This is a genomic window from Thermococcus gammatolerans EJ3, from assembly GCF_000022365.1.
Taxonomy (GTDB): Archaea; Methanobacteriota_B; Thermococci; order Thermococcales; family Thermococcaceae; genus Thermococcus; species Thermococcus gammatolerans.
Genome location: NC_012804.1, coordinates 2,015,878 through 2,037,393 on the forward strand (window position 1 = coordinate 2,015,878; position 21,516 = coordinate 2,037,393).

General features: G+C 48.3%; 21 protein-coding genes. 11 read left to right on the plus strand and 10 right to left on the minus strand.

The genetic code is table 11. The features are described from left to right. The first annotated feature begins 9 nt into the window (after positions 1-9). The gene (ttuA, locus tag TGAM_RS10805; RefSeq protein ID WP_015859735.1) at positions 10-924 is read left to right on the plus strand and encodes a tRNA-5-methyluridine(54) 2-sulfurtransferase; all 915 of its coding nucleotides are present in this window, start codon (positions 10-12) and stop codon (positions 922-924) included. 33 nt (positions 925-957) lie between these two features. Next, the gene (locus TGAM_RS10810) at positions 958-1,611 is read left to right on the plus strand and encodes a DUF257 family protein (RefSeq protein WP_015859736.1); all 654 of its coding nucleotides are present in this window, start codon (positions 958-960) and stop codon (positions 1,609-1,611) included. Between the two features lie 42 nt (positions 1,612-1,653). Here the strand turns inward: TGAM_RS10810 and TGAM_RS10815 are convergent, their stop codons facing one another. The 3 genes from TGAM_RS10815 to TGAM_RS10825 all read right to left on the minus strand — a co-directional run bounded on the left by TGAM_RS10815 (position 1,654) and on the right by TGAM_RS10825 (position 4,969). Then, the gene (locus tag TGAM_RS10815) at positions 1,654-3,612 is read right to left on the minus strand and encodes an alpha-amylase/4-alpha-glucanotransferase domain-containing protein (protein WP_048811373.1); all 1,959 of its coding nucleotides are present in this window, start codon (positions 3,610-3,612) and stop codon (positions 1,654-1,656) included. 63 nt (positions 3,613-3,675) lie between these two features. Next, positions 3,676-4,302 (minus strand): diacylglycerol/polyprenol kinase family protein, encoded by a 627-nt coding sequence (locus TGAM_RS10820; RefSeq protein ID WP_015859738.1) that lies wholly within the window; start codon positions 4,300-4,302, stop codon positions 3,676-3,678. Beyond that, positions 4,268-4,969, minus strand: a complete 702-nt coding sequence (locus tag TGAM_RS10825) for an HAD family hydrolase (protein ID WP_048811374.1) — start codon at positions 4,967-4,969, stop codon at positions 4,268-4,270. Before TGAM_RS10825 ends, TGAM_RS10820 begins: the two co-directional genes overlap by 35 nt. 83 nt (positions 4,970-5,052) lie before the next feature. Here TGAM_RS10825 and TGAM_RS10830 point away from each other — a divergent pair, with 83 nt between their 5' ends. From TGAM_RS10830 to mfnA, 3 genes are read left to right on the plus strand one after another with little or no spacing between them, the layout of a single operon-like run. After that, on the plus strand, positions 5,053-5,301 hold the full coding sequence (locus TGAM_RS10830; protein WP_048811375.1) for a TIGR00304 family membrane protein: 249 nt from the start codon (positions 5,053-5,055) through the stop codon (positions 5,299-5,301). A gap of 1 nt (position 5,302) precedes the next feature. Then, complete coding sequence (locus tag TGAM_RS10835; RefSeq protein ID WP_015859741.1) at positions 5,303-6,490, plus strand: cation:proton antiporter; 1,188 nt, start codon at positions 5,303-5,305, stop codon at positions 6,488-6,490. Positions 6,491-6,510: 20 nt separating this feature from the next. Further along, positions 6,511-7,662: a tyrosine decarboxylase MfnA gene (mfnA, locus tag TGAM_RS10840; protein ID WP_015859742.1), complete on the plus strand. Its 1,152-nt coding sequence runs from the start codon at positions 6,511-6,513 to the stop codon at positions 7,660-7,662. Positions 7,663-7,990: 328 nt separating this feature from the next. Here the strand turns inward: mfnA and TGAM_RS10845 are convergent, their stop codons facing one another. Then, on the minus strand, positions 7,991-8,593 hold the full coding sequence (locus TGAM_RS10845; protein ID WP_048811376.1) for a TasA family protein: 603 nt from the start codon (positions 8,591-8,593) through the stop codon (positions 7,991-7,993). Between the two features lie 213 nt (positions 8,594-8,806). Between TGAM_RS10845 and TGAM_RS10850 the strand changes: the two genes are divergently transcribed. After that, positions 8,807-10,351, plus strand: a complete 1,545-nt coding sequence (locus TGAM_RS10850) for a flippase (protein ID WP_015859744.1) — start codon at positions 8,807-8,809, stop codon at positions 10,349-10,351. 22 nt (positions 10,352-10,373) lie between these two features. On the opposite strand, the gene TGAM_RS10855 is transcribed toward TGAM_RS10850, so the two are convergent. Genes TGAM_RS10855 through TGAM_RS10880 form a run of 6 tightly spaced genes read right to left on the minus strand, consistent with a single transcriptional unit; the run spans position 10,374 to position 16,603 of the window. Continuing rightward, positions 10,374-11,333, minus strand: coding sequence for a polysaccharide pyruvyl transferase family protein (locus tag TGAM_RS10855; RefSeq protein WP_015859745.1), 960 nt, complete (start codon positions 11,331-11,333; stop codon positions 10,374-10,376). 12 nt (positions 11,334-11,345) lie between these two features. Beyond that, a complete protein-coding gene (locus tag TGAM_RS10860; RefSeq protein WP_169302033.1) occupies positions 11,346-12,287 on the minus strand; it encodes a glycosyltransferase family 2 protein in 942 nt (313 codons plus the stop codon). Between the two features lie 13 nt (positions 12,288-12,300). Then, positions 12,301-13,461, minus strand: a complete 1,161-nt coding sequence (locus TGAM_RS10865; RefSeq protein ID WP_015859747.1) for a glycosyltransferase family 4 protein — start codon at positions 13,459-13,461, stop codon at positions 12,301-12,303. After that, complete coding sequence (locus TGAM_RS10870; protein ID WP_015859748.1) at positions 13,458-15,044, minus strand: asparagine synthase C-terminal domain-containing protein; 1,587 nt, start codon at positions 15,042-15,044, stop codon at positions 13,458-13,460. Before TGAM_RS10870 ends, TGAM_RS10865 begins: the two co-directional genes overlap by 4 nt. Next, the gene (locus TGAM_RS10875) at positions 15,037-15,471 is read right to left on the minus strand and encodes a hypothetical protein (protein WP_015859749.1); all 435 of its coding nucleotides are present in this window, start codon (positions 15,469-15,471) and stop codon (positions 15,037-15,039) included. The genes TGAM_RS10870 and TGAM_RS10875 overlap by 8 nt, the downstream gene beginning before the upstream one ends. Next, the gene (locus TGAM_RS10880) at positions 15,464-16,603 is read right to left on the minus strand and encodes a glycosyltransferase family 4 protein (protein WP_148206307.1); all 1,140 of its coding nucleotides are present in this window, start codon (positions 16,601-16,603) and stop codon (positions 15,464-15,466) included. Before TGAM_RS10880 ends, TGAM_RS10875 begins: the two co-directional genes overlap by 8 nt. 47 nt (positions 16,604-16,650) lie before the next feature. Here TGAM_RS10880 and TGAM_RS10885 point away from each other — a divergent pair, with 47 nt between their 5' ends. Genes TGAM_RS10885 through TGAM_RS10905 form a run of 5 tightly spaced genes read left to right on the plus strand, consistent with a single transcriptional unit; the run spans position 16,651 to position 21,493 of the window. Further along, complete coding sequence (locus tag TGAM_RS10885; RefSeq protein WP_015859751.1) at positions 16,651-17,934, plus strand: UDP-glucose dehydrogenase family protein; 1,284 nt, start codon at positions 16,651-16,653, stop codon at positions 17,932-17,934. Next, a complete protein-coding gene (galU, locus tag TGAM_RS10890) occupies positions 17,931-18,809 on the plus strand; it encodes a UTP--glucose-1-phosphate uridylyltransferase GalU (RefSeq protein WP_015859752.1) in 879 nt (292 codons plus the stop codon). The genes TGAM_RS10885 and galU overlap by 4 nt, the downstream gene beginning before the upstream one ends. Beyond that, positions 18,802-19,716, plus strand: a complete 915-nt coding sequence (locus tag TGAM_RS10895; protein ID WP_015859753.1) for a glycosyltransferase family 2 protein — start codon at positions 18,802-18,804, stop codon at positions 19,714-19,716. Before galU ends, TGAM_RS10895 begins: the two co-directional genes overlap by 8 nt. Before the next feature lie 48 nt (positions 19,717-19,764). Beyond that, entirely contained in the window at positions 19,765-20,379 is a 615-nt protein-coding gene (locus tag TGAM_RS10900; RefSeq protein ID WP_015859754.1) for an acyltransferase, read from the plus strand. Positions 20,380-20,389: 10 nt separating this feature from the next. Beyond that, complete coding sequence (locus TGAM_RS10905) at positions 20,390-21,493, plus strand: DegT/DnrJ/EryC1/StrS family aminotransferase (RefSeq protein ID WP_015859755.1); 1,104 nt, start codon at positions 20,390-20,392, stop codon at positions 21,491-21,493. The last annotated feature ends 23 nt before the right edge of the window (positions 21,494-21,516 follow it).

A 21,516-nucleotide genomic window follows, 5' to 3' on the forward strand; every position in this document is an offset into this window, starting at 1 on the left:
GAAATGCCGATGAGATGCAAGTTCTGCGAAAAGCCTGCCTTCATAAAGCTTCACTACCCAAAAATGTACCTCTGCGAAGAGCACTTTAAAGAATACTTCGAAAGGAAGGTAAAGCGGACGATAGAGCGCTATAAAATGCTCAAACCGGACGAGAAAGTTCTTGTAGTGGTGAGCGGTGGAAAGGACTCGGCCGTCACCGCTTACATCCTCAAGAAACTCGGCTACAATATCGAGTGCCTCCACATAAACCTCGGCATCGGCGAGTACAGCGAGAAGAGCGAGGAGTACGCAAAGAAGCAGTGCGAAGCTTTGGAAGTTCCCCTCCACATCGTCCGAGTTAAAGAGCTCTTCGGGAAGGGAATCGGGGAAGTTAGGACGAGGAGGCCGACCTGCTCCTACTGCGGCTTAACGAAGCGCTACATCTTCAACAAGTTCGCCTACGATAACGGCTTTGATGCAGTTGCCACCGGCCACAACCTCGACGACGAGGCGAGCTTCATCTTCTCGAACATGATGCACTGGAACACGCAGTACTTAGCGAAGCAGGGGCCGGTAACACCGGCCCAGTTCAACGGGAAGCTTGTCAAGAAGGTCAAGCCCCTCTACGAGGTCACGGAGAGGGAAGTCGTTGCCTACGCCTTGGCAAATGGCATCGAGTACATGATGGAGGAGTGCCCCTATGCGAGGGGCGCTACAACGCTCGAGTACAAGGCGATACTCAACGAGATGGAGGAAAAGAGACCGGGGACGAAAATCAACTTCGTCAAGGGTTTCCTGAGAAAGAAACACCTGTTCGAGGCCGAGCTCCACGAGACCGAGCTGAGGGAGTGTAAAGTCTGCGGCATGCCTTCAAGTGGCGAGATTTGCTCGTTCTGCAGGTTCTGGGGACTTAAAGAGCCGATAGACTTTAAGTTACATTTATAAAGATAAACATAGAGCATTGAACGGGGGATATTCATGAACGTCCCAACAATTATGCAGGACCTGTGGGGTTCTCTCAGGAGGGGTGAGCTAGTCCTCGTAGAGAGGACCGATGCTGGTGATCAGTATCTCGACCTGCATAACATAGTGACTTGGGGATTGGAAGATGAATATAATATCGTCATTGTGGACATCCTTGACTCCCTGCACCTTTTGACAGCCAAGGCCAGACTGGCCGGTATAGAAACTGATGTGCTAACCAAAGCTGAGGTAATAAAGATCGGAGGCAGAACGCAAACTGGCAACGTGATAAAGACCATCGAGGAGATCTCGGAGCCCGTAATACTGACGAAGAAATTCAAGGATGTCTACGAGCAGGTTCTTGAGTCCAGATTCCCGGTGCTCACCATAGTCCTCGGCCTAGAGAAGCTCCTTATGGCTTCAGAGTTCTCATCAGCAAACGTTCATGCACTGGTAAAACTGATGTCCCAATACGTCGGGGACGAAAGACGGCTGACCGTGTACCTTGTAAAAACTGGCATCATAGGACCCGAGAGACAGTCCTTAACTGCCCTTCTCGAAGACATAGCGACCACTGTGATAAGGGTATCAAAGAAGGGGAAGACAACGGAATTCCACGTCATCAAGTCCGTAACGCCCGACCTTGAGGATATGGTTCTCAGGTTCTGATTTATCCTCAATTTTAGGGGGCCTAGAACACAAAAGGAAGAATTAAAGTTCCTCAAACACCAACCTAAACCTCAGCTCCCCCTCAAGCGGGAAGAGGAGAGTGTAGCTGACACCCTGCTGGATGAAGTCCCAGCCGCTCTCGCTCTGGCTGAGGGTCTTTATCGGGTACTTCCACACCCTTGCCTTCCTATCGAGCTCGATTTTGAGCCCTCCAATCCCGTAGGGGTCTTTTACCTCAAAGCTATCCGCCTCGAATTCTCCGGGGCTTTCCATGACGCTGTGCACCGCTAAGTTCAACTCGACACCGAAGAGCGCCTTGGCTTCACTCCTCACGGTGTAGTCAACAATGAAGCCGTTATCTGTGAGACGGAAGGACTTCGCAACCCTCGCCGGGCTTCCAGAGACTATACCATCACGCTCAAGGGTGATGCCCCCCTCAAAGATCGAGAAGTCGTAGGCTCCGGTGAGGAAGTCCCCGAGTTCGGTGTAATTACTCAGGTAGTAATCGTTTAGCCCCACATCCCTACCGAAGAAGTGATCCTGCAATATTGCCCTCATGTGATCATCGTAGGCAAGCTCACGCTTTATATCCTCCGGGATCCTTTTGCCGAGCTCGTGGATGCTGGCAACTCCCTCCCCGCTTTCGTCCTCGGGGGTTGCCGACTCTGGAACCTCATGGTAGTGCTCCCATCTCCTGGCGAGCACGTCGTTGTAGTTTACGGCCTTTCTCTTGGAGCTGAACTCAAAGAGTGCTCCCCCGTAGGCTGGCTTGAAGACGGCATAGAAGTTTTCGTTCTCGAGAAAAACTTCATCTCTACCGTCGAAGTCTATGTCGCGGACGAAGCTTCCAGTGGAAACGAAGCTGTTGGCCCTTATGATGTTCTCCCAGACCGCCCTCCTCAGGTGGGGGAGGTATATTCCGCCGAAAACTCCATGCCAGTAGGCGTCGTTGCATTGAGCTCTGAGGAGGAACCGCCTCGCCTCGGGGTTGTCCCTTACCAGCTTGCTCACCATGAGCATCCTCTTGTGCATGTAGTTGCTCTCGGGATACTTAAAGAAGAAGTTCTTCCAGATTCCTCCCCTGACGAAGACGCGGTAGCGGTCGAACTTGTTCTCCCTCTTGAGCTCCTCGACGAACTCGACGAAGAGCTTCGCCTGCTTTGCTGGGAGGCTCCATTCGCTCATCTCGAAGTAGGACGCTATCGGAAGGTAAACGAGGCCCCGCGGTTTGAAGTGCTTTAGGTACTCAGAGTAAAGGGTGAGGTCTATCCGGTCATCGCTCGAAACGGCGTCAAAGAACTCCCTCAGCCAGCCCTTCTCGTGAACCCATTCGTAGGTTCCCGGCCAGACCCCGAACTTCTCACCGTCGTCGTGGAAAACTGCCACCTTGCTCTCATCACCGTCGTCGAGAGAGTGGAGGTAGTCGAGAGTCTTCCCCACAGGACGGAAGGGGATTAGATATCGCAGTCTCTCGTCGATCGGGAAAACCGTTATGACCTCGCCGCCGTCCTCGGTGTAGTACGGCCAGTAAAGGCTCTCCTTGGGAAGGCCAGCACTCATGAAGTGGTAGTCATCAACTATGACGTACTCTATGCCCGCCTGGCGGAGGCTCTTGACGAGTTCGGGCTGCCAGACCCTTTCGGTCAGCCACACGCCCCTTGCCTCGTAGCCGAGCTTTTTCGCGAAGTCCTTGAGAAGTCTAACCTGCTCTATCCTGTCCTCCTTGGGTATCGCCGCCAAAACGGGCTCGTAAAAGCCTGCGACGACTATCTCAAGCTGCCCTTTCCTGACGAGGCTTTTGAGAAGGTCAATGTGCTCTGGCCTGTTCTCGACGAGCCACTCAAGCAGGGGACCCGAATAGTGGACGGCTACCTTCATGGAGGGGTAATCCTCAAGTGCCTCCATGAACGGCCTGTATGACCTCTCGTAGGCACTCTCAAAAACCCAGCCGAAGTTTCCGAGGGGCTGGTGATTGTGTATCCCGAAGATAAACTTGACCATGGCAACCACCCGTACTTATCACTAAAGGTGATACAGTGGTTTGGCTATAAATACTTTGCTCCCTCAGATCAGGGAGAAGAGGTAGAGCGCGAAAGCCACACAGACCTGGTTTGAAAAGTTGTCGTCCGGAGGTAGGCCGTAGAACTCAACGAGAGTGCCTATGAGAGCACCGGCTATCGCGAGCTTGAGACCGAGGAGGGGGTATATAACAAGCAGAGCGGAGAGAAAGTATGCCAGGCTGCCCTCAAGGCTCTTACCGTTGGAAAACCTGTGCCTACCGAAGTTCTTCCCGATTATCGCCGCCATTGCATCGCCGAGGGTTGCGACGGTAACGGCTGCTATCGCCACGTTCTCGGTGAAGAAGTATACCACTATGAGGGAGGCGAGGGCAAAGTATATGTGGGCCGCAACGCCCAAGCGCTCGTGCTCTCTTTCTATGTCCATCACGTGCCGCTCAAGAACCTCAATTCCAGTCACGACATCAGGATTGATCAGCCTGAGCTTCAGTTTTATTCTGTCCCTGAGCTCCTCAATTATCCTGAAGGGCTCTAGGACAACGAATACCGCAAAGGCGGTGGCTACGAAAGTGAGGGTGAACTCCCTATCCGTGAGGATGTAGAGGGCCGGTACGACCAGACCGGTGAGGTGAAGGGCCTTACGCTTCAGCTCGCTTTTTAAGCTCGTGTTCACGCTTTATCACCTCCAGCGCCTCGTTCAGGTTCCTGACAATGTAATCGGCGTTTCTAATATGCTTTCGCCGGAAGTAGCCCCTCCTCACGAGTATGCCGGTTGCACCGATGGCCCTTGCACCGGCCATGTCCGTCTCGTCCCTGTCCCCAACCACGTAGACTTCATCGTCCGGGAACCTCGATAGGGCTAGCTTGAAGTTGTGCGGGGTCAGCTTGGAGTAACCGGTCTCGCCGCTGATTATTATGTCGTCGAAATAGTCCCCTATTCCGAGGTGCTTCACCTTCCTTCTCTGCCACCGGGAGGAGGAGTCGGTAACCAGGACGATCCTCGCACCCATCTCCTTGAGGTTTCTTAGAAAGGGAAGCGCGTCGGGGTAAAGTTTAAGACTGGAGAAAAACGTCTTATCAACCAGTTCCAGTATCTCTGAGAACCCTTCGACTCTTTTTTCTCCATAAACCCTTCTGAAAACCTCCTCCATAATACCTTCAATGTCCATCCTGTGGAGGGCCTCAATCCCCTCCAGCTCGCGGTAGCCCCTGAAGAGCAGGTATTTGATCATCCTGAACCGCCTTTTCACGAGAAGATGAAGGAAGAGCCTCATGAGAACCCTCTTTCCTGCATCCCACGTGGTGCAGAGTGTGTCATCGAGGTCCACTATAACCAGCATCAAACCCCTCCACTCCAATCGGGAGGGTAGGGGTTAAAAGCCTAGCGGCAGGTTTAAAAGGGGATAACTGTGAGGGGCTGATGATGAGGGGAGAAACGCTCGTGCTGGGTGGCATTGTGCTGATATTCGTGGGGTTCCTGCTGGTATTCCTTGGAACACTGATCTCGGCCCTCGGCGGCGAGGGTGACGTTGAGGGAGGCGGGGTCATAATGATAGGCCCGATCCCAATAGTCTTCGGCACGAGCAGAGGGGCGGTGACCATTGCCTCAATTCTGGCTCTCCTGCTAATGGTACTCTGGATAATAGGGACCCTGCTGGCGAGGAGGGGATGAAGTGGACTTCCTGGCCGCAATCGCAGTTCTGCTAGTTACGGCCAAAACCATTGAATGGGCCTTCGAGAAGGTGGAGATACACCCGATAATAGCGCACGTCCTCACGGGAATAGTGCTCGGCCCTTTCATCCTCGGGGTGGTTAGACCAACCCCAGATCTCAAGGTTCTCGCGGAGTTCGGGCTGATAATGATGATGCTCTACATGGGGCTTACAAGCAACTTCTCGGCCATAGCCCAGAACACGAAAAGGGCCGTCATCGTGGCGGTGCTCGGTGTTTTCGCCTCTTTCCTCCTGGGCTTCATGACGGTGAGGCTCTTCGGCAAACCCCTCTCCGCGGCGATCTTCGTGGGAGTGACCCTCGGAAACACCGCGATTGAGGTCACGAGCGGCGTTCTCGTAAAGGAGAGGGTAAAGCGCATTGTCTCATCGATCCTCATGGGCGCTGCCTTTGCCGACGATATCCTCGCCGTTTATCTCATAGGCATAGTCACGGCCATGGCCGAGGGCAGCCTCGACGCCCAGGCCTTCGGGGTGCTGACGGTTAAGATATTCTCCTTCATAGTGCTCGCCCTGCTCATTTCGGAGGTCGTCTTCAAGAATGCCGAATGGTTCAAGAACGTTGTAAAGAACCTCAACGTGTTCTTCACGTTCACCCTCATCCTCACGTTCACCCTGGCCATACTGGCAGAGTGGGTCGGACTCAACCAGATAATCGGGGCCTATTTGGCGGGACTCATGATAAGCAGGCTCCGTGAGAGGAAGGATCCGCTGATAATAACCCGCATAAAGCTCAACGAACTCATCGAGGATCTTGAAGTTGTCCTGATCGAGTTCTTCATGCCCCTCTTCTTCATTTACGTCGGACTAATGTTCAACCCCCCTCTGAACCAGGTCAGTCTCTCACTGATAGGCGGCCTTTACCTCTCCGCCGTTCTGGGGAAGCTCCTCGGCTGCGGATTGGGGGCCAGATCGCTCGGCCTGAGCTGGAGTGATTCCCTGCTGATCGGAATTGGAATGGGCGGCAGGGGAAGCCTTGAGCTGGCGATACTGACCTTCGGCCTCGAGGCCGGGCTAATAGACCAGGGGCTCTTTGCAAGCGTCATAATAGTCTCGATGCTAACAGCTCTAACGACGCCGGTTTTCTTCAAGGCCTATCTCAAAAGGCAAAAGCTTAAATCATCATCCTGAGATCGGCCATCGGTGGGAGTATGTTTCCAGAGAGGGGCACAGACGAGGAGGAAGTGCTTGAGGAGCTACGGCGGAAGACGAGGGAGGATTTAACCTTCGACTCCGGGAAGATTCTCGGCTCCATGTGCACGTACCCACATCCGTTCGCCGTTAAAATCATTACGGAGTTTATAGACAGGAACCTCGGAGACCCGGGTTTACACATCGGGAGCAGGAAGGTTGAGGAAGAGGCCGTTGAGATGCTCTCAAACCTCCTCGGTCTTAAAAAGGGCTACGGCCACATAGTCTCGGGCGGAACCGAGGCAAACATTTTAGCGGTAAGGGCCTTCCGCAACCTGGCGGGGGTTGAAAAGCCCGAGCTTATCCTTCCGAAGAGCGCCCACTTCTCCTTCATCAAGGCCGGCGAAATGCTTGGAGTCAAGCTCATCTGGGCGGAGCTGAATGAAGATTATACCGTCAACGTTAGGGACGTTGAGGAGAAGATTACGGACAACACGATTGGAATCGTTGGAATAGCCGGAACAACGGGTCTGGGAGTTGTGGACGATATTCCCGCTCTGAGCGATTTAGCCCTCGATTACGGGCTCCCGCTCCACGTGGATGCGGCATTTGGAGGCTTCGTGATTCCCTTTGCGAAGGCCCTCGGCTACGACATCCCAGACTTCGATTTTCGCTTGAAGGGAGTGAAGAGCATAACCATAGACCCCCACAAGATGGGCATGGTGCCGATTCCAGCCGGCGGGATAATCTTCCGCGAGAGGAAGTACATCGACGCGATAAGCATTCTGGCCCCTTACTTAGCCGGAGGAAGAATATGGCAGGCCACCATAACAGGAACGAGGCCCGGGGCAAACGCTCTCGCGGTATGGGCGATGATCAAGCACCTCGGCTTCGAAGGCTACAAGGAAATTGTGAGAAAAGCTATGGAGCTGAGCCAGTGGTTCGCGGGGGAGCTGAAGAAGATACCGGGCGTTTACCTCATCCGAGAGCCGGTCTTGAATATTGTCTCCTTCGGCACTGAGAACCTTGAGCGGGTCGAGGAGGAGCTGAAGAGAAGGGGCTGGGGAATCAGCGCGCACAGGGGCTACATCAGGATCGTCATGATGCCCCACGTGAGGAGGGAGCACCTCGAGGAGTTCTTGAGGGATTTGGAGGAGATTGTGCGAGGTTAATAACGCAGTATTTATCGTGAATATTAAAAGGGTGAAATCAGTCCGTAACCCTTGATGTCCATGCTGGCTACCCCCTCGACTTCGGAATTTCCGCTATGTGCTTCTTGACCTTTTGTTGACACATTTGAGATTAAACTCACTGGAAGAAATGAGGCGGTCAGTCCGTCACTCCCTCGTCACGGCTCGGACAAGGCTGAACTCATCATCCCAGAAAAGGTTGAAGATGGGCCTTAAAAGGCTTGCTCAGCGATCACCTTTCCTTCCTCACCGTTCGGTTCGCCCATCACTCATCATCGCGGTTCTGGATTTGATAAAAAGAATTAAAAAGTTAAGCCTGCTGCTCTGCGAGCAGGCTCATGTCGACATCAACCGAATCCGCCAGGCAGTCATTTCCGGCAGAAGGCGAGAGCTCTAGGGTCATGTTAACGGTCAAGACTCCGTTCTGAGGCAGTTTTCCGGTGAAGATCTCTATCGGCGTGCCGTTGATCTCCGCGAGGGTTTTGCCAGCGGCGGAATCAACGCTCCATTCCTTGCTCCCATCAGAGACGACGAAGCTTTTAACGATCAGGTGTTTGCTGAGCTCCCCAACGTCCGGAGTGCTGTCCACGAGGCTTTCGGCCTTTGATAGCTTTCCGTCTTCTCTGTCGGTGACGTTGAATGTCAGTACGATCCTTGAGAGGGGGTAATCACCGCGGTTTTTAATGGCAAAGGTGACCGTCCTGCTCTCACCGGGCGCGAGGTTGCCGAAGGAGAACAGTTTATAGTCATCGTAGAACCTTTTGCCGTCCTTGCTTATGCCAATGTCGAAGTCGCCTGTGGAGATCTCGTTTCCGCTGGACTTCGCAACGTCGCTGAAGTAGGAAACGCCCAGGTGCATCCCGGCCAGGAACACCAACAGGGCCGCAACTCCAACTATTATGTAGCGTTTCATTGAAACCACCTAATGTAGTTCTCATGGGCCGATACGAGGATTGGTTTATAAAGCTTTTGATTTTTAATAGTAATACCTCAAGCAAGTCACCTCAAAACCTTAAGTTTTTAATAGGGATCAGGAAATAAACCCGGGAGCCATGACTGAAACCCTGAAGACGAGACTGATAAAAAACGCGGGCTGGCTGTTTGGGGCGGAGACGGAGGGGCTTTCATGGGTGAAGTCAATACCGCGCTTCAAAAAATTGCTCGGGGGGCGGGGATAACAATCACCGGTACTGCACTCTCGCTGGTTATGGGATTTGTTTCCAGGGCATTGATAGCGAGAGGAGTTAGTCTTTCAGACTACGGGCTCTTCAATCTAACGATCACAATCCTCACACTTACCCTCACCGTTGCCGCATTGGGGATCCCGAACGCAATGCCAAGACAGATCCCTTATTACCTCACCAAAAAGAGGGAGAAATTCCACGATCTTATCTCCACGGCTATGTCTATCGTCCTGATGAGCGGTCTTCTAACTGCAGGAATCCTGTTCATCTTTTCTGGGGTTATTTCAAAAGTATTTACTGACCCTGGGGTCTCGTGGACTTTAAAGATAATCGCCGCATCTGCCCCATTCACGCTCCTCACGTCTTACCTCATCAGCTCCACTCTAGGGCTTGGAAGAGTGAGGGAGAGATTCTACTACCAGCAGATCCTCAGACCGGGCTTATGGCTCGTTGGAGTCAGCATTCTGTACCTCGTCGGGTTTACACTAACTTCCCTGCTGTACCTGTGGGTTGTTTCAAGCGTGATCACGTTTTTTATCCTGTTTATCGACGTTAGGAGACTGGGGATAATCAAAATACAGCCCTCCATTAATCCGGAGGTTGCCAAGGAACTCATCCTCTTCTCAATTCCCCTCATGCTTTCGGGGATCCTGTGGACGTTCATGACGAAGATGGACACCCTGATGGTCGGGCATTACCTTCCCTCGAGTGAAGTCGGCCTATATAATGCAGCGGTACCCCTTGCAAATCTGTTATCCTTGGGATTAGCTGCCATAGAAACCCTCTACGTCCCTATGGCGACTCCCCTCTTCGCAAGGGGTAGCATGGAAGAACTCACGAGGCTTTACCAAGTCGTCACGAAGTGGATCCTGCTCGGCACTCTGCCGTTTTTTGCAGTTCTCTTCGTCTTTCCGGAGACGAGTTTATGGTTGGTGTTCGGCTCAAAATATTTAACCGCCTCCCTAACTCTCCAGATCCTCGCCATAGGGTTCATGTTTCACTCGGCACTCGGCCCTAACGGTCTAACGCTCACAGTGATAGGGAACACCGGCTTTTTAACTGTTTCAAATGTCCTCGCGGTGATAAGTGATTTTCTCCTCAACATACTCTTGATACCAAGGTGGGGAATAGAAGGGGCGGCGGTTGCCACCGCGACGGCGTATCTGGTTGCAAATATAGCTAAATCATGTAAACTTTACAGTGAAACAGGCATTCACCCGTTCAGTAGAGCATATACGAAGAGCCTCATACTCGGAGCTGGGTTGATAGCCCTTCTCAAGGTCCTGGTGGTCATGCTAAAAATGGACAATGTTTGGGGTATGGTAGTCCTTCTGGGGATTTCAGCAGGACTTTATGCCATCTTGCTGTTGGTGTTCAGGGTAATTGAAAAGGAAGACATCGATCTCATACTTGCAGTTGAGAGGAAGTTTGGGGTAAATCTAAAGTTGATACGCTTGATATTAGAAAGACTTGGCTATTCCAACTAGCTATTCGTTATGCTGACACTATTTATTTGTTGATAAACTTGGTAGCTGTGAAATATTTAAGGCTATATTGATATATTGCAAAATTTTTGAAATAAGAACCAGAAAGAAGTATTACTGGTTTCTTTAATATAGAACCTAGTATGCCTACATGTAACCTATCTGTGATTACAAGTGATGCATTTGAAATAAGATCAACAAAATGTGAAAAAGTTTCATTAACTGAGACATCCGAAACAACAGTTGGATATCCTATCTCACTAAACATTCTAGAAAGTTCCCTTGCTAAATCCTCCCGAGTATTAGTTAATTGTTCTTTATCAGTTCTGAATGCTAATAATATATGTTCTCTATTGAGAGGACCACCAAAGTCTTGAGCTGTTAAGTAAAACGCAGTGTCATCACTATGTGCCACGTGAACGAACTCAGGAAGATTAAATCTACGGAGATGTTTGTAACTAAACATTTCTCTCGCGAAAAGATAAACCTTTGTCTGTGATTTAAAGAAAATGTCGGGGGGGTAAGTTCTGTAAAAATAGTAGGTTTGAGGAGCAACTACTATTGGAACTCTCTGAGTTCTAATTAAATGCTTAACAATTCGAATGGATCTAAACCAAATATCATTAAAATTCGCACCTCCATGAATAATTATTAACTCAATATCTTTTGGAACACGGATAGGCTCAAAGGGTAGATAATATTTTTTGTATCCCCTTGGAAATATTAGTGATCTCGAATATATCCTTATAGGAAAATCCGCTGGAGACACTTCCAAATAACGAATAGATAAATCTTCAAGGAGCTTTCTCATACCCATATATATAAGTTTATCTCCATTGTTTCCACCTGGCTGAATCAATAAGGCTTTTGAGCCCTCATACTCCCTTAGGAATTCCCTAAACTCACTTCCAAAAGTTCTAAGCGGCATATTTTCCATGTCTATGATGGAGAGAGCAACCTTATACAAGAAATTTGATAAGTTCATTTAAACGCCCCCTTAGAGTTGTAATTGGATAATATCACCCTTCTTGATTCTTCCAAAGTTCTCAAAGGTGAATTTCATGGCCTTTAATATTACTTTTACGTTCTTGATCCTATCTCTGAGCTCTCCATGGAGTATCCCACCCAAAACCTGCTCCAGGATTTCCCCGATGTTCCACCATAGGAAAACTAAGATATTCAGTCTTGTATCGCCAAAGTGTTTGTACAGCATATAGAGGTTAACAACCCTCCTATGGGCCTCCAGATTAAACCCTAAAAGCCTCCCCGAAGGAGACTGATTATGGATGAGTTTTGCATCAGGCAAAAGCCAAAGGGAACCTTCCCCATATTTTTTGTAAACTCGGAAGGAGAAGTCAACATCCTCAGAATAGCTGTATTTCAGCAATCTCCAGTCAAAATCCATGCTCTCAAGAACCTCCCGGCGATAGGCCATGTTACAACCTGAAAGCCACTGGGCAGGAGCACTCTTGAACATAGAAGGTTCAGGATAAGTCGGAACAAACGATCTCTGTACCGCTGGCACTTCAGTTTTATGGGGTCGCAGGAATACCATGTTCATTAGCTGATAGATCTTTGAAAGTTTAGTTTGATTGATTATTAAGCCAGTGACTCCCTTCACGTGGGAATTATCACTAAAGAACTTAACTATCCTCTCCAGATAATCGGGGCTGAGAATAACATCATCATCCAAGAAGACAACTGTTCTGCCCTTAACTAATTTCTTTGCTTTGTTTCTTGATCTTGCGAGAGATCGAAACTTGGAGGGGCTCCGGATATACTTTACAGGATAACAAAATCTCTGAGCTTTTATTATCCTGCGAAGTTCATCTGTGGGAGATTCATCAAAAATTATGACTTCATCTGGAGGGAGAGTCTGGTTATTTAAGGACTCCAAAGTTTTAATTATATCTTCATATCTTTTATACGTGGGTATCACCACGGACACTTCCTTAGAAGACATATTCTCTGTACACCCCTAAAATTTTCTTAGATATGTTCTCCCACATAAACTGCTCCGCATACTTCCTTATCTTTTCTCTGTCCCACTCCTTATCGAGGGTTATTAAAATTTTTTCTGCTAAGCACTCTGGATCTTTTGGTGGGCAGAGCAAGCCATAGTCATCCGATATTATTATCTCTGGTACTCCTCCAACAGTAGTGCCAATGAATGGCAAACCAACCCCAAGGGCTTCAAACATTACTGTGGGATTACCCTCACTAAGGCTTGGCAATACAAATAAATCAGCGGCATTCATCCAGAGGGGTATTTCGTTGTGGGGTCTGGTCCCAGCAAGAACTACATAATCTTGAACATTTAACTCGTGAATTAGGCTCTCTATTTTCGGCTTCAGCTTACCATCACCAACTAACACAAGAAGTACATCATTCCGCTTTTGCAAGACCTTTGAAAAGGCTTTTATTAAGAATTCATGCCCCTTGACAGGAGAGTACATCTGAGCCACATTTAAGATAATCTTCTTGCCTTTCGGTAAGCCAAGGATCTCACGGGCAGCGTTCTTGGACATAAGTCTAAAGTTTTCTCCATTAAATCCATTGGGGATGTAAAAAACAGGAGTTTTTCCATTGGCAGCCTGAGAAATTAGCCCAATATCTCCCTTTCTAACTCGGATTATTGCATCAGCTTTCTGCCATACATTGAATATAAAGCTATCTCTTTTTTCGAGGTATTTTCTCAAAGTTTGAGAAGTATGTTCAGTAATAACCACAGGAACACCAAACTTCTCTTTCAACTTAACGGCAACAGCTCCAGAAGGCCAAGAATAATGAGCATGAATCACATCAAACTCCAAACCCTCTTTCTCAATGACCCTTAATATCGACTTTACCTCAGACTTTATCCATAAGTATCTCAAAAAGCCCTTAGGTGGAAAATTAACATAAGTTGGGAAGTATACTTTTACATTATCCCCAATACTATAATCTTTAAAGTTCACATTACTTCTCAATCGTCTCCACACGGAGACCGGAGAAATCACGTAAATTTCATCTAGATACTTTGAGAGGGCTTTAACTTGCTCCTTTACAAATATGTTCCCAATATATCTATTAGTCTCGTCTGGGAATGTTGGAACTAACACCAGCAATTTCATAGTTTATCCCTCTCATTAATTCTTGCCTTGTAGAGACACCATCTTGCAAGTAAACCCAAGGCATTTGACACATTACAGTGCTCCCCGAGTTCTTGAGCTAATGGCTCGACAATCAAACAGTAATTGTTTATGTCTTTCCATCTCCTTCTTGCTATGAAATCTTGTATTTTATATGGAAGGTATTTCTTTGCGAAGTACCTAATTTTAGATATGTAGGGTTTATATTCTCCATGTGTTATAAAATCAACACCCAATGGTCTGAATATATCACTTAACAATATGTCATCATACAGAATCTTGTTAGTTTTATATTTTAAAGGAACTCGTCTAAAAAATTCAACCAATTCTCTGTCCCATAAAGGAATTGCATGCTTGTATCCGAAAAATTCATACACACGATTTGAATTCACGATATACTTTGATTGCCTCTCTTTCATATTCCAATTGTCATCTAAAGAATATGGTAGTATCTTTTTGCCTTTAAACATGTTGGTGTACTTCTGTAGCTTTTTTACAATGACATCATTTTGATCAAGATATGAATTGTGTTCATAATGTTTAACAAAGATTATATCAACAACATCCTTCACTGTTTTGGGAATTGGCAGTTTTCTTAAATGGCTTCCTCCAAGGAAATCTCCACTATGCCCGGGTACTATCACTGAATCCCTAGGTATTGCTTTGTTTTCGCTAAGATATTTAATTGCAAAGAAATCCTGAAGATGAATCGTGGACACAAAATTGAAAGCATATTTAAAAAATTCTTCAAATTCACGACTTCTGAGAACACTTTCATCAATTATAGCATTGTTGTACTCCACAAAATGCCATTCACATCCCAATTTCTTAGAAACTTCTTTAGCAACACTAACTTCGGGACTATCTCTTCTTCCATATGTGTAACATATAACATCAACTCCTCTTTGTTTAAGCGATGTGACAATGAACCTAGAATCATAGCCGCCACTAAGAGGAACAACAACCGATCGGTCTCCCACAAACAATAAAAGCCTGTCAATAATATTATTCAAAACTTTCCTCAAGTTACTCTTTAAGGTCTGGTAATCCTCTTGAAAGATGTCCCCTGAGGATACAGTATAAAGATGATAAAATTGGGACTTGACGTGTCCATCTAAGGTTATATAAACTATCTCACCTGCCTGAACTTGGTACAGACCATCTAAAAGCGTATCTCTCCCCGTAACATACAAACCCCTTAAAAACTCAATAACCGAATCATATCTCGGAGTTAGTTGCAAGATATCTCTCAAGTAAAATGCATCATCTGACACAACAATCCCACTTTTATCTGAAACATGGTAAAAAATTGGAAAGGTTCTTGTAATGTCACCTGCTAGAAGAACACCATCTTCAAGTGTAATAATCATTGAGAATACCCCAAACGCATTTTTCAATAACTCAACAAGTTCAGTATAGTCATTGATGCCCATAATAAGTTCAATTAGATTTTTACCTTCATAAACTTCGTTTCCAAAAATTAAATACCCCTTAACATAAACACCATTTTTATTATACCATCTAAATCCATAATTATACCTCAAAAAAATTTTAACATCATCCACTGTTTATCCCCCCTTGGTAGGTAACAATCTTCCCAACGCAACAGTCTCTTTTAAGGTTTGATACAAACGTTTTAAGTTTTTTCTCGTATTGATACTGCCAGAGATATACAGCAAGGCAAGTTAAATTGTCACCGAGGCGTTTTCTGAAGAACTCAACGGGCAGGTGGAAGAACCTCGGGTAGTAAACTCTAACGTTGTCGTGCTCATAATCACGGAGGTTCCTGTTAGAGCCATAAGGTTGGGGGGAGATTACATAGATCTCATTAAAATACCTGGCAAGATATCTGACCTGCTTCTTAACAAAAATCCCGCCGTAGTGCCGGTTGTCCTCATCGGGATACGAATTTGTCAGGATTAGGAGATTTTTATCCTCGAAGCCTTCTCGGAACTCATCGTTTTTGTTATTTGTATCCTCAAGATCACTCACAATAGACCCTCCTCAATGTGCTTCTGTTCCTATCCCAATTCCACTTATCCCTAAGACGTGATGGTGGCTTTACTTTTATTATTTTCTCCAAAGCATTCGCCATATCTTCCGTTGAGAGATTAGATGAAACCCCACACCGGTACAAAACTACGAAATCCTCCATCAAGGTGTCCCGATTCACTATCACAGGAATCCCCATCACAATGCTCTCAAACATCTTGACCGCGAGCGCCCGCTTGATGTTATCCGTAGGAGGGTACATTGAATAGACAGCATCGCAGAGGGTGTAATACTTGAAGACATTATGATAGGGAACCTCATCGATGAACTCAACATCAACGTTGGGATACCTCTCAGTTAGAAGGTTAGCAATCTTACCCTTGGAAGCCCCCGAGCCAACAAAGAGCAATTTCAATCTTCTGTCCCTCCGAGCAACCTCAAAGAGCGGAATAAAGCTTGAAACACTTCGTATTGTCCCAATGTATCCCACTGTAAACTTTTCTCCACGTTCCCGTTTAATCAGAGGAAAGAATTCAAGCTCAGGAGTGTTCCAGACCACATAAACTTTGTCAGGCACAACTCCCCTGTTTACAAGGAACTCTTTAACACCCTTATGACGTCCCCCTAAGGATCTGGTTACCGTTATCACAGAATCGGCCAGCTTAGCGTGGATGATCTCAAGCGAAAGGATTAACCTCTGCAAGAAGTTCAAGGTTTTCTTTTCCCTAAGCAATGAAATCCTAGAATGATACAGATCGTGGATGTCATAAATGAACTTTACTCCAAGAAGACGGGACAAAAAGAAGGCCAGCGGTGCGGTATCAAAATCGTTCGCATGTATAGCATAAAGTCCATCCTTATTTTTTACCACGTACAACACGGCTTTTAGATAAAACAAGGGAAGCTTAATGAAAAAGTCAAAAAAGGACGCATATTTGGATGCGATCGGGATTCTGCAAACCCTCACCCCCTCCACAATCTCGAAAAGTTTATGATTTCTCTCCCTGTCCCACGCTACAACTGTCACATCAAAACCCAGCTCGATTAGAGTCTTGGCTTCTTTGTAAACGCGAGGATCAGGCTTAAAAGGGTTCGTAAGCAACATGAACACTTTTTTCCCATCCATTACCATCACCTTTTTATTGAACGCCCCTCATCTACCGTAATGGAGGGGGTATAATGAAGGTTTCGGTCATCGGTTCAGGCTACGTCGGCCTCGTAACTGGGATGGGCTTTGTCAAGCTGGGGAATGAAGTTATCTTCGTGGACGTTGATGAGAGAAAAATCAAGATGATAAACAATGCCCAACCACCAATTTATGAGGAAGGCCTCGAGGAACTTATGAGGGAATTCAAAGGAAAGTACCGCGCAACCAAGGATTACCGCAATGCAATTCTGAACTCAGAGGTTACGTTCATCGCCGTTGGAACGCCATCGAGAGAAGACGGATCTATTGATTTAACCTACGTCGAGCAGGCTTCGAGGGAAATTGGAAAAGTCCTCCGCGAGAAGAAAGACTATCATGTTGTAGTCGTCAAGAGTACTGTTCTCCCCGGGACAACCGAGAACGTCGTCAAGCCTATAATCGAGGAAGAGTCAGGTAAAAAGGCATTCAAGGATTTTGGGCTCGCAATGAACCCGGAGTTCCTGCGCGAGGGAGTTGCTTTAAATGACTTTCTGAATCCGGACAGGATTGTAATTGGAGTTCGGGATGAGAGAACAAAGAAGGTTCTAGAAGAGCTATACAAGCCCATCGATGCCCCCAAGCTTTTCACGGACATTAAAACTGCTGAAATGATTAAGTACGCTTCCAATGCCTTTCTCGCGACAAAAATCAGCTTTGCCAACGAGATCGGGAACATTTGCAAGAAGCTCGGCATTGACTCGTGGAAGGTATTTGAGGGGGTTGGCCTAGACCACAGAATTAGTCCGCACTTTTTCAGGACGGGCATTGGATGGGGCGGCTCCTGCTTCCCGAAGGACGTTAAAGCACTCATCAGGAAGGCGGAAGAAATCGGAGAAGACCCGATTATTCTCAAGGCCGTTGTTGAAGTCAACGAGAAACAGCCGCTGAAGCTGATCGAGCTCCTTAAAAAGCACGTCCCGGAGCTTAGGGATAAAAGGATTGGGGTCCTCGGGCTGGCGTTCAAGCCGAATACGGATGATGTCAGGGAGACGAGGGCGTACATCATAGTCAAAAAACTGCTTGAGGAGGGAGCGAAGGTTCTCGCCTACGACCCGAAGGCGATGGAGAACTTCAGACGATTTTATCCTGACGTTGGAGAGCAGATAGAGTACGCGAGCTCTGGAAAGGAGGTTCTCGGAAGAAGCGATGCAGTTCTTATCGTAACGGAGTGGCCCGAGTTTGAGGAGCTGGATTACTCTGGAAAAATCGTGATTGACGGCAGGCGCGTGAGAAAGGCCGAGGAAACCGCCGAGATCTACGAGGGGGTGTGCTGGTGAGGGTTAGGAAGGCAGTAATACCAGCAGCTGGCCTCGGTACGAGAATGCTACCCATAACCAAGTCGATGCCCAAGGAAATGCTGCCGATAGTTGACAAACCTGTCATCCACTACGTTGTTGAAGAGGCAATCAAAGCCGGAATCGACGACATTCTCATCATAACCGGAAAGGGAAAGCGTGCCATAGAGGACTACTTCGACAGAAGCTTCGAGCTGGAGTTCTATCTCCGGGAAAAGGGAAAGTTCGAAGAGCTGAAGCAGATAGAGGAAATTGGCGAGATGGTTGATATCTACTACGTCCGCCAGAAGAAGCCCCTAGGTCTTGGTGATGCGATACTCCACGCAGAAAAACACGTGAACGGAGAGCCCTTTGCTGTCCTCCTTGGAGACGACATCATAGTAAGCGAAAAGCCCGGGATAAAGCAGCTCATCGAGATAGCCGAGCGGAGAGAAGCTCCAGTAATAGGAGTGGAGCGCGTTCCCTGGGAACTTGTAAGCCGGTACGGAATCGTGGACGGGGAACCCTTGGGCGATGGAGTTTACCAAGTGAAACACCTCGTGGAGAAGCCCTCCCCCCAAGAGGCCCCGAGCAACGTTGCAATAATCGGGAGGTACGTCCTGACACCTGAGGTATTCGACGCCCTGAGAGAAACTCCTCCGGGGAGGGGTGGCGAGTTACAGCTCACGGACGCCCTCCAGGAACTTCTATCTAGCCAGAACATCTTCGCTAAGGAGATAAAAGGCGAGAGATATGACGTTGGAAGTAAGCTTGGGTTCGTCATAGCGAACATTGAACTGAGCCTAAAGAGAGGGGAACTGAGAGAGGAGTTGCTAACCTTCCTCAAAAATCTCCTAAGGGAGGTCTCAGATGAGTAGGCCAACGGTCTCTGTCATCATACCAACGTACAACAGGGCAAACCTGCTCAGAAGGGCTATAACCAGCGTTCTCAATCAGACATTCAGGGATTTCGAACTGATAGTGGTCGACGATGCATCTCCAGACAACACACCGGAAGTCGTTGAGAGCATAAACGATGGAAGAATCCGGTATGTGCGCCTCAAAAAGAACTCTGGCGGCCCGGTTGCCAGGAACACAGGAATAAAAAAAGCCAGAGGAAAGTTCATAGCCCTCCTGGACGACGATGACGAGTGGCTCCCCCACAGGCTTGAGACCCAAGTCAGGAAGTTCGAGACTTTAGAACAGAACATTGGAGTCGTATACGGAGGATTCTACTACGTATCCCAACAGGATGGTAGGATACTCGGAAAGAGACTACCTGCGTATAAGGGAAATGTGTACGATAAACTCCTCAGGGAGAATTTCATTGGCAGTCCAACACTGCTGATAAGGAGGGAGTGCTTCAAGAGGGCGGGGCTTTTTGATCCGAACCTCTCAAGTTCTCAGGACTGGGACATGTGGCTGAGGATAGCAAGGCACTACAAATTTGACTACGTAGATGAAATAGTTGCAAAGTACTACGTTCACGGCAGGCAGATTTCGTTCAACATGAAGAAGTACATCCCCGGAAGGGAACGCTTCATTCGAAAGCATCTTGACATCTGGAAAAATCCGAGGATTTTGAGCATTCACCTGAGCCAAATGGGACTGTTGCTCCTCTTAAGTGGCGAGCCCGAGAAGGGACTTCGATACCTCATGTATTCCATTGGGATGGCACCCTTCAACATAGAAAATTACCAGACTCTACTAAAGCTTGCGCTGGATTCCCGCGCTTTAGAATACATTCGAAAAATAATCTCGGGGGAAGATGTGCATAAAGGATAGCAATTCTTATATTAATCCAACTTCAAGGCTTAGTGGAGGTTGGTCTCAATGTCAGAGGAGGCTAAAAAATATTTCGTTCACCCCCTCGCGGTTGTCGAGGAGGGGGCCGAGATCGGCGAGGGAACGAGGATATGGCACTTCGCACACGTAAGAAAGGGAGCAAAAATAGGAAAGAACTGCAACATCGGAAAGGACGTTTACATCGACGTTGACGTCGAGATAGGCAACAACGTAAAAATCCAGAACGGTGTGAGCGTTTATCACGGGGTTAAAGTCGAAGACGACGTTTTTCTCGGCCCGCACATGACCTTCACCAACGACCTCTACCCAAGGGCCTTCAACGACGACTGGGAAGTTGTTCCAACCCTCGTCAAAAAGGGCGCTAGCATAGGGGCCCACGCGACGATAGTCTGCGGCGTGACAATCGGGGAATACGCTATGGTTGGGGCCGGAGCCGTCGTTACAAAGGACGTCCCACCCTTCGGGCTCGTCTACGGAAACCCCGCCCGGCTGAAGGGATTCGTCTGCTACTGCGGGAGGAAGCTGAAGGAAAAAATCGGCGAAGATGATGAACACATAATATTCAAGTGCTCCCACTGCGGAAGGGAGGTTAAAATCAGGAAGAAAGACTACGAACGCTACCTTAAGGAAAAAGACCTGTGAGGCGGTGAAAATGAGGAAGGTACCAATAGCCAAGCCCCTTATAGGGGATGAGGAAATAAAAGCTGTTGTTGATGTCCTGAAGAGCGGAATGCTCGCCCACGGAAAGGAGGTCGAGGCCTTCGAGAGAGAGTTTGCCGAGTACCTCGGCGCCAAACACGGCGTAGCCGTCGCCAACGGAACCGCAGCTTTGGACGTCGCCCTCAAGGCCCTCAAAATAGGGGAGGGCGATGAGGTCATAACGACCCCGTTCACGTTCATAGCCTCCGCTACCTCAATCCTCTTCCAGAGGGCAAAACCGGTTTTCGCCGACATCGACCCCAAAACCTACAACCTCGACCCGAACGAGGTTCTCGAAAAGATAACGGACAAGACCAGAGCAATACTCGTCGTCCACCTCTACGGCCAGCCTGCGGATATGAAGGCCTTCAAAGAGATAGCAGAGGATCACAACCTCTACCTCATCGAGGACTGCGCCCAGGCTCACGGTGCCCAGTTTGAAGGCCAGAAGGTCGGCACCTTCGGCCACATCGCCGCGTTCAGCTTCTACCCCACCAAGAACATGACGACGGGCGAGGGTGGAATGGTCGTTACCAACGACGACGAGCTCGCGAGGAGGGCAAAGCTTATCAGGAGCCACGGACAGGCCGAGAAGTACCTCCACATAGAGCTCGGCTACAACCTGAGGATGACCAACATCGGCGGGGCCCTTGGTAGGGTCCAGCTCAGAAAGCTCGATAGATGGAACGAGATCCGGAACGAGAACGCGAGGAAGCTGAGCGAGGGCATTGAAAAAATCCCTGGACTTACCCCGCCCTACGTCGACCCGAGGGTCTACCACGTCTTCCACCAGTACGTCATCAGGGTTGAGGAGGACTTCCCGCTCGGCAGGGACGAGCTTATGGCGAAGCTCCGCGAGAGGGGCATAGGCACCGCCGTTCACTATCCGATGCCGGTCCACCACCAGCCCCTCTTCCAGAAGCTCGGCTATGAGAAAGACTGCTGTCCGAACGCTATCGAGGCGAGCAGGAAAGTCCTCAGCCTGCCGGTTCACCCCGCCGTGAGCGATGAGGACATCGAGTACATCGTGAGAACTCTTGAAGAGCTTTCTTCTTGAATTTCCAATATTATCAGGTGAGG

Bases quoted from the DNA above. Each gene is read 5' to 3' on its own strand.
- TGAM_RS10885 (WP_015859751.1), top strand. From the start codon at position 16,651: ATGAAGGTTTCGGTCATCGGTTCAGGCTACGTCGGCCTCGTAACTGGG.
- TGAM_RS10895 (WP_015859753.1), top strand. From the start codon at position 18,802: ATGAGTAGGCCAACGGTCTCTGTCATCATACCAACGTACAACAGGGCA.
- TGAM_RS10830 (WP_048811375.1), top strand. From the start codon at position 5,053: ATGAGGGGAGAAACGCTCGTGCTGGGTGGCATTGTGCTGATATTCGTG.
- TGAM_RS10880 (WP_148206307.1), bottom strand. From the start codon at position 16,603: ATGGTAATGGATGGGAAAAAAGTGTTCATGTTGCTTACGAACCCTTTT.
- TGAM_RS10865 (WP_015859747.1), bottom strand. From the start codon at position 13,461: ATGAAATTGCTGGTGTTAGTTCCAACATTCCCAGACGAGACTAATAGA.
- mfnA (WP_015859742.1), top strand. From the start codon at position 6,511: ATGTTTCCAGAGAGGGGCACAGACGAGGAGGAAGTGCTTGAGGAGCTA.
- TGAM_RS10905 (WP_015859755.1), top strand. From the start codon at position 20,390: ATGAGGAAGGTACCAATAGCCAAGCCCCTTATAGGGGATGAGGAAATA.
- TGAM_RS10850 (WP_015859744.1), top strand. From the start codon at position 8,807: ATGGGTGAAGTCAATACCGCGCTTCAAAAAATTGCTCGGGGGGCGGGG.
- TGAM_RS10900 (WP_015859754.1), top strand. From the start codon at position 19,765: ATGTCAGAGGAGGCTAAAAAATATTTCGTTCACCCCCTCGCGGTTGTC.
- ttuA (WP_015859735.1), top strand. From the start codon at position 10: ATGAGATGCAAGTTCTGCGAAAAGCCTGCCTTCATAAAGCTTCACTAC.
- TGAM_RS10815 (WP_048811373.1), bottom strand. From the start codon at position 3,612: ATGGTCAAGTTTATCTTCGGGATACACAATCACCAGCCCCTCGGAAAC.
- TGAM_RS10855 (WP_015859745.1), bottom strand. From the start codon at position 11,333: ATGAACTTATCAAATTTCTTGTATAAGGTTGCTCTCTCCATCATAGAC.
- TGAM_RS10845 (WP_048811376.1), bottom strand. From the start codon at position 8,593: ATGAAACGCTACATAATAGTTGGAGTTGCGGCCCTGTTGGTGTTCCTG.
- TGAM_RS10810 (WP_015859736.1), top strand. From the start codon at position 958: ATGAACGTCCCAACAATTATGCAGGACCTGTGGGGTTCTCTCAGGAGG.
- TGAM_RS10825 (WP_048811374.1), bottom strand. From the start codon at position 4,969: ATGCTGGTTATAGTGGACCTCGATGACACACTCTGCACCACGTGGGAT.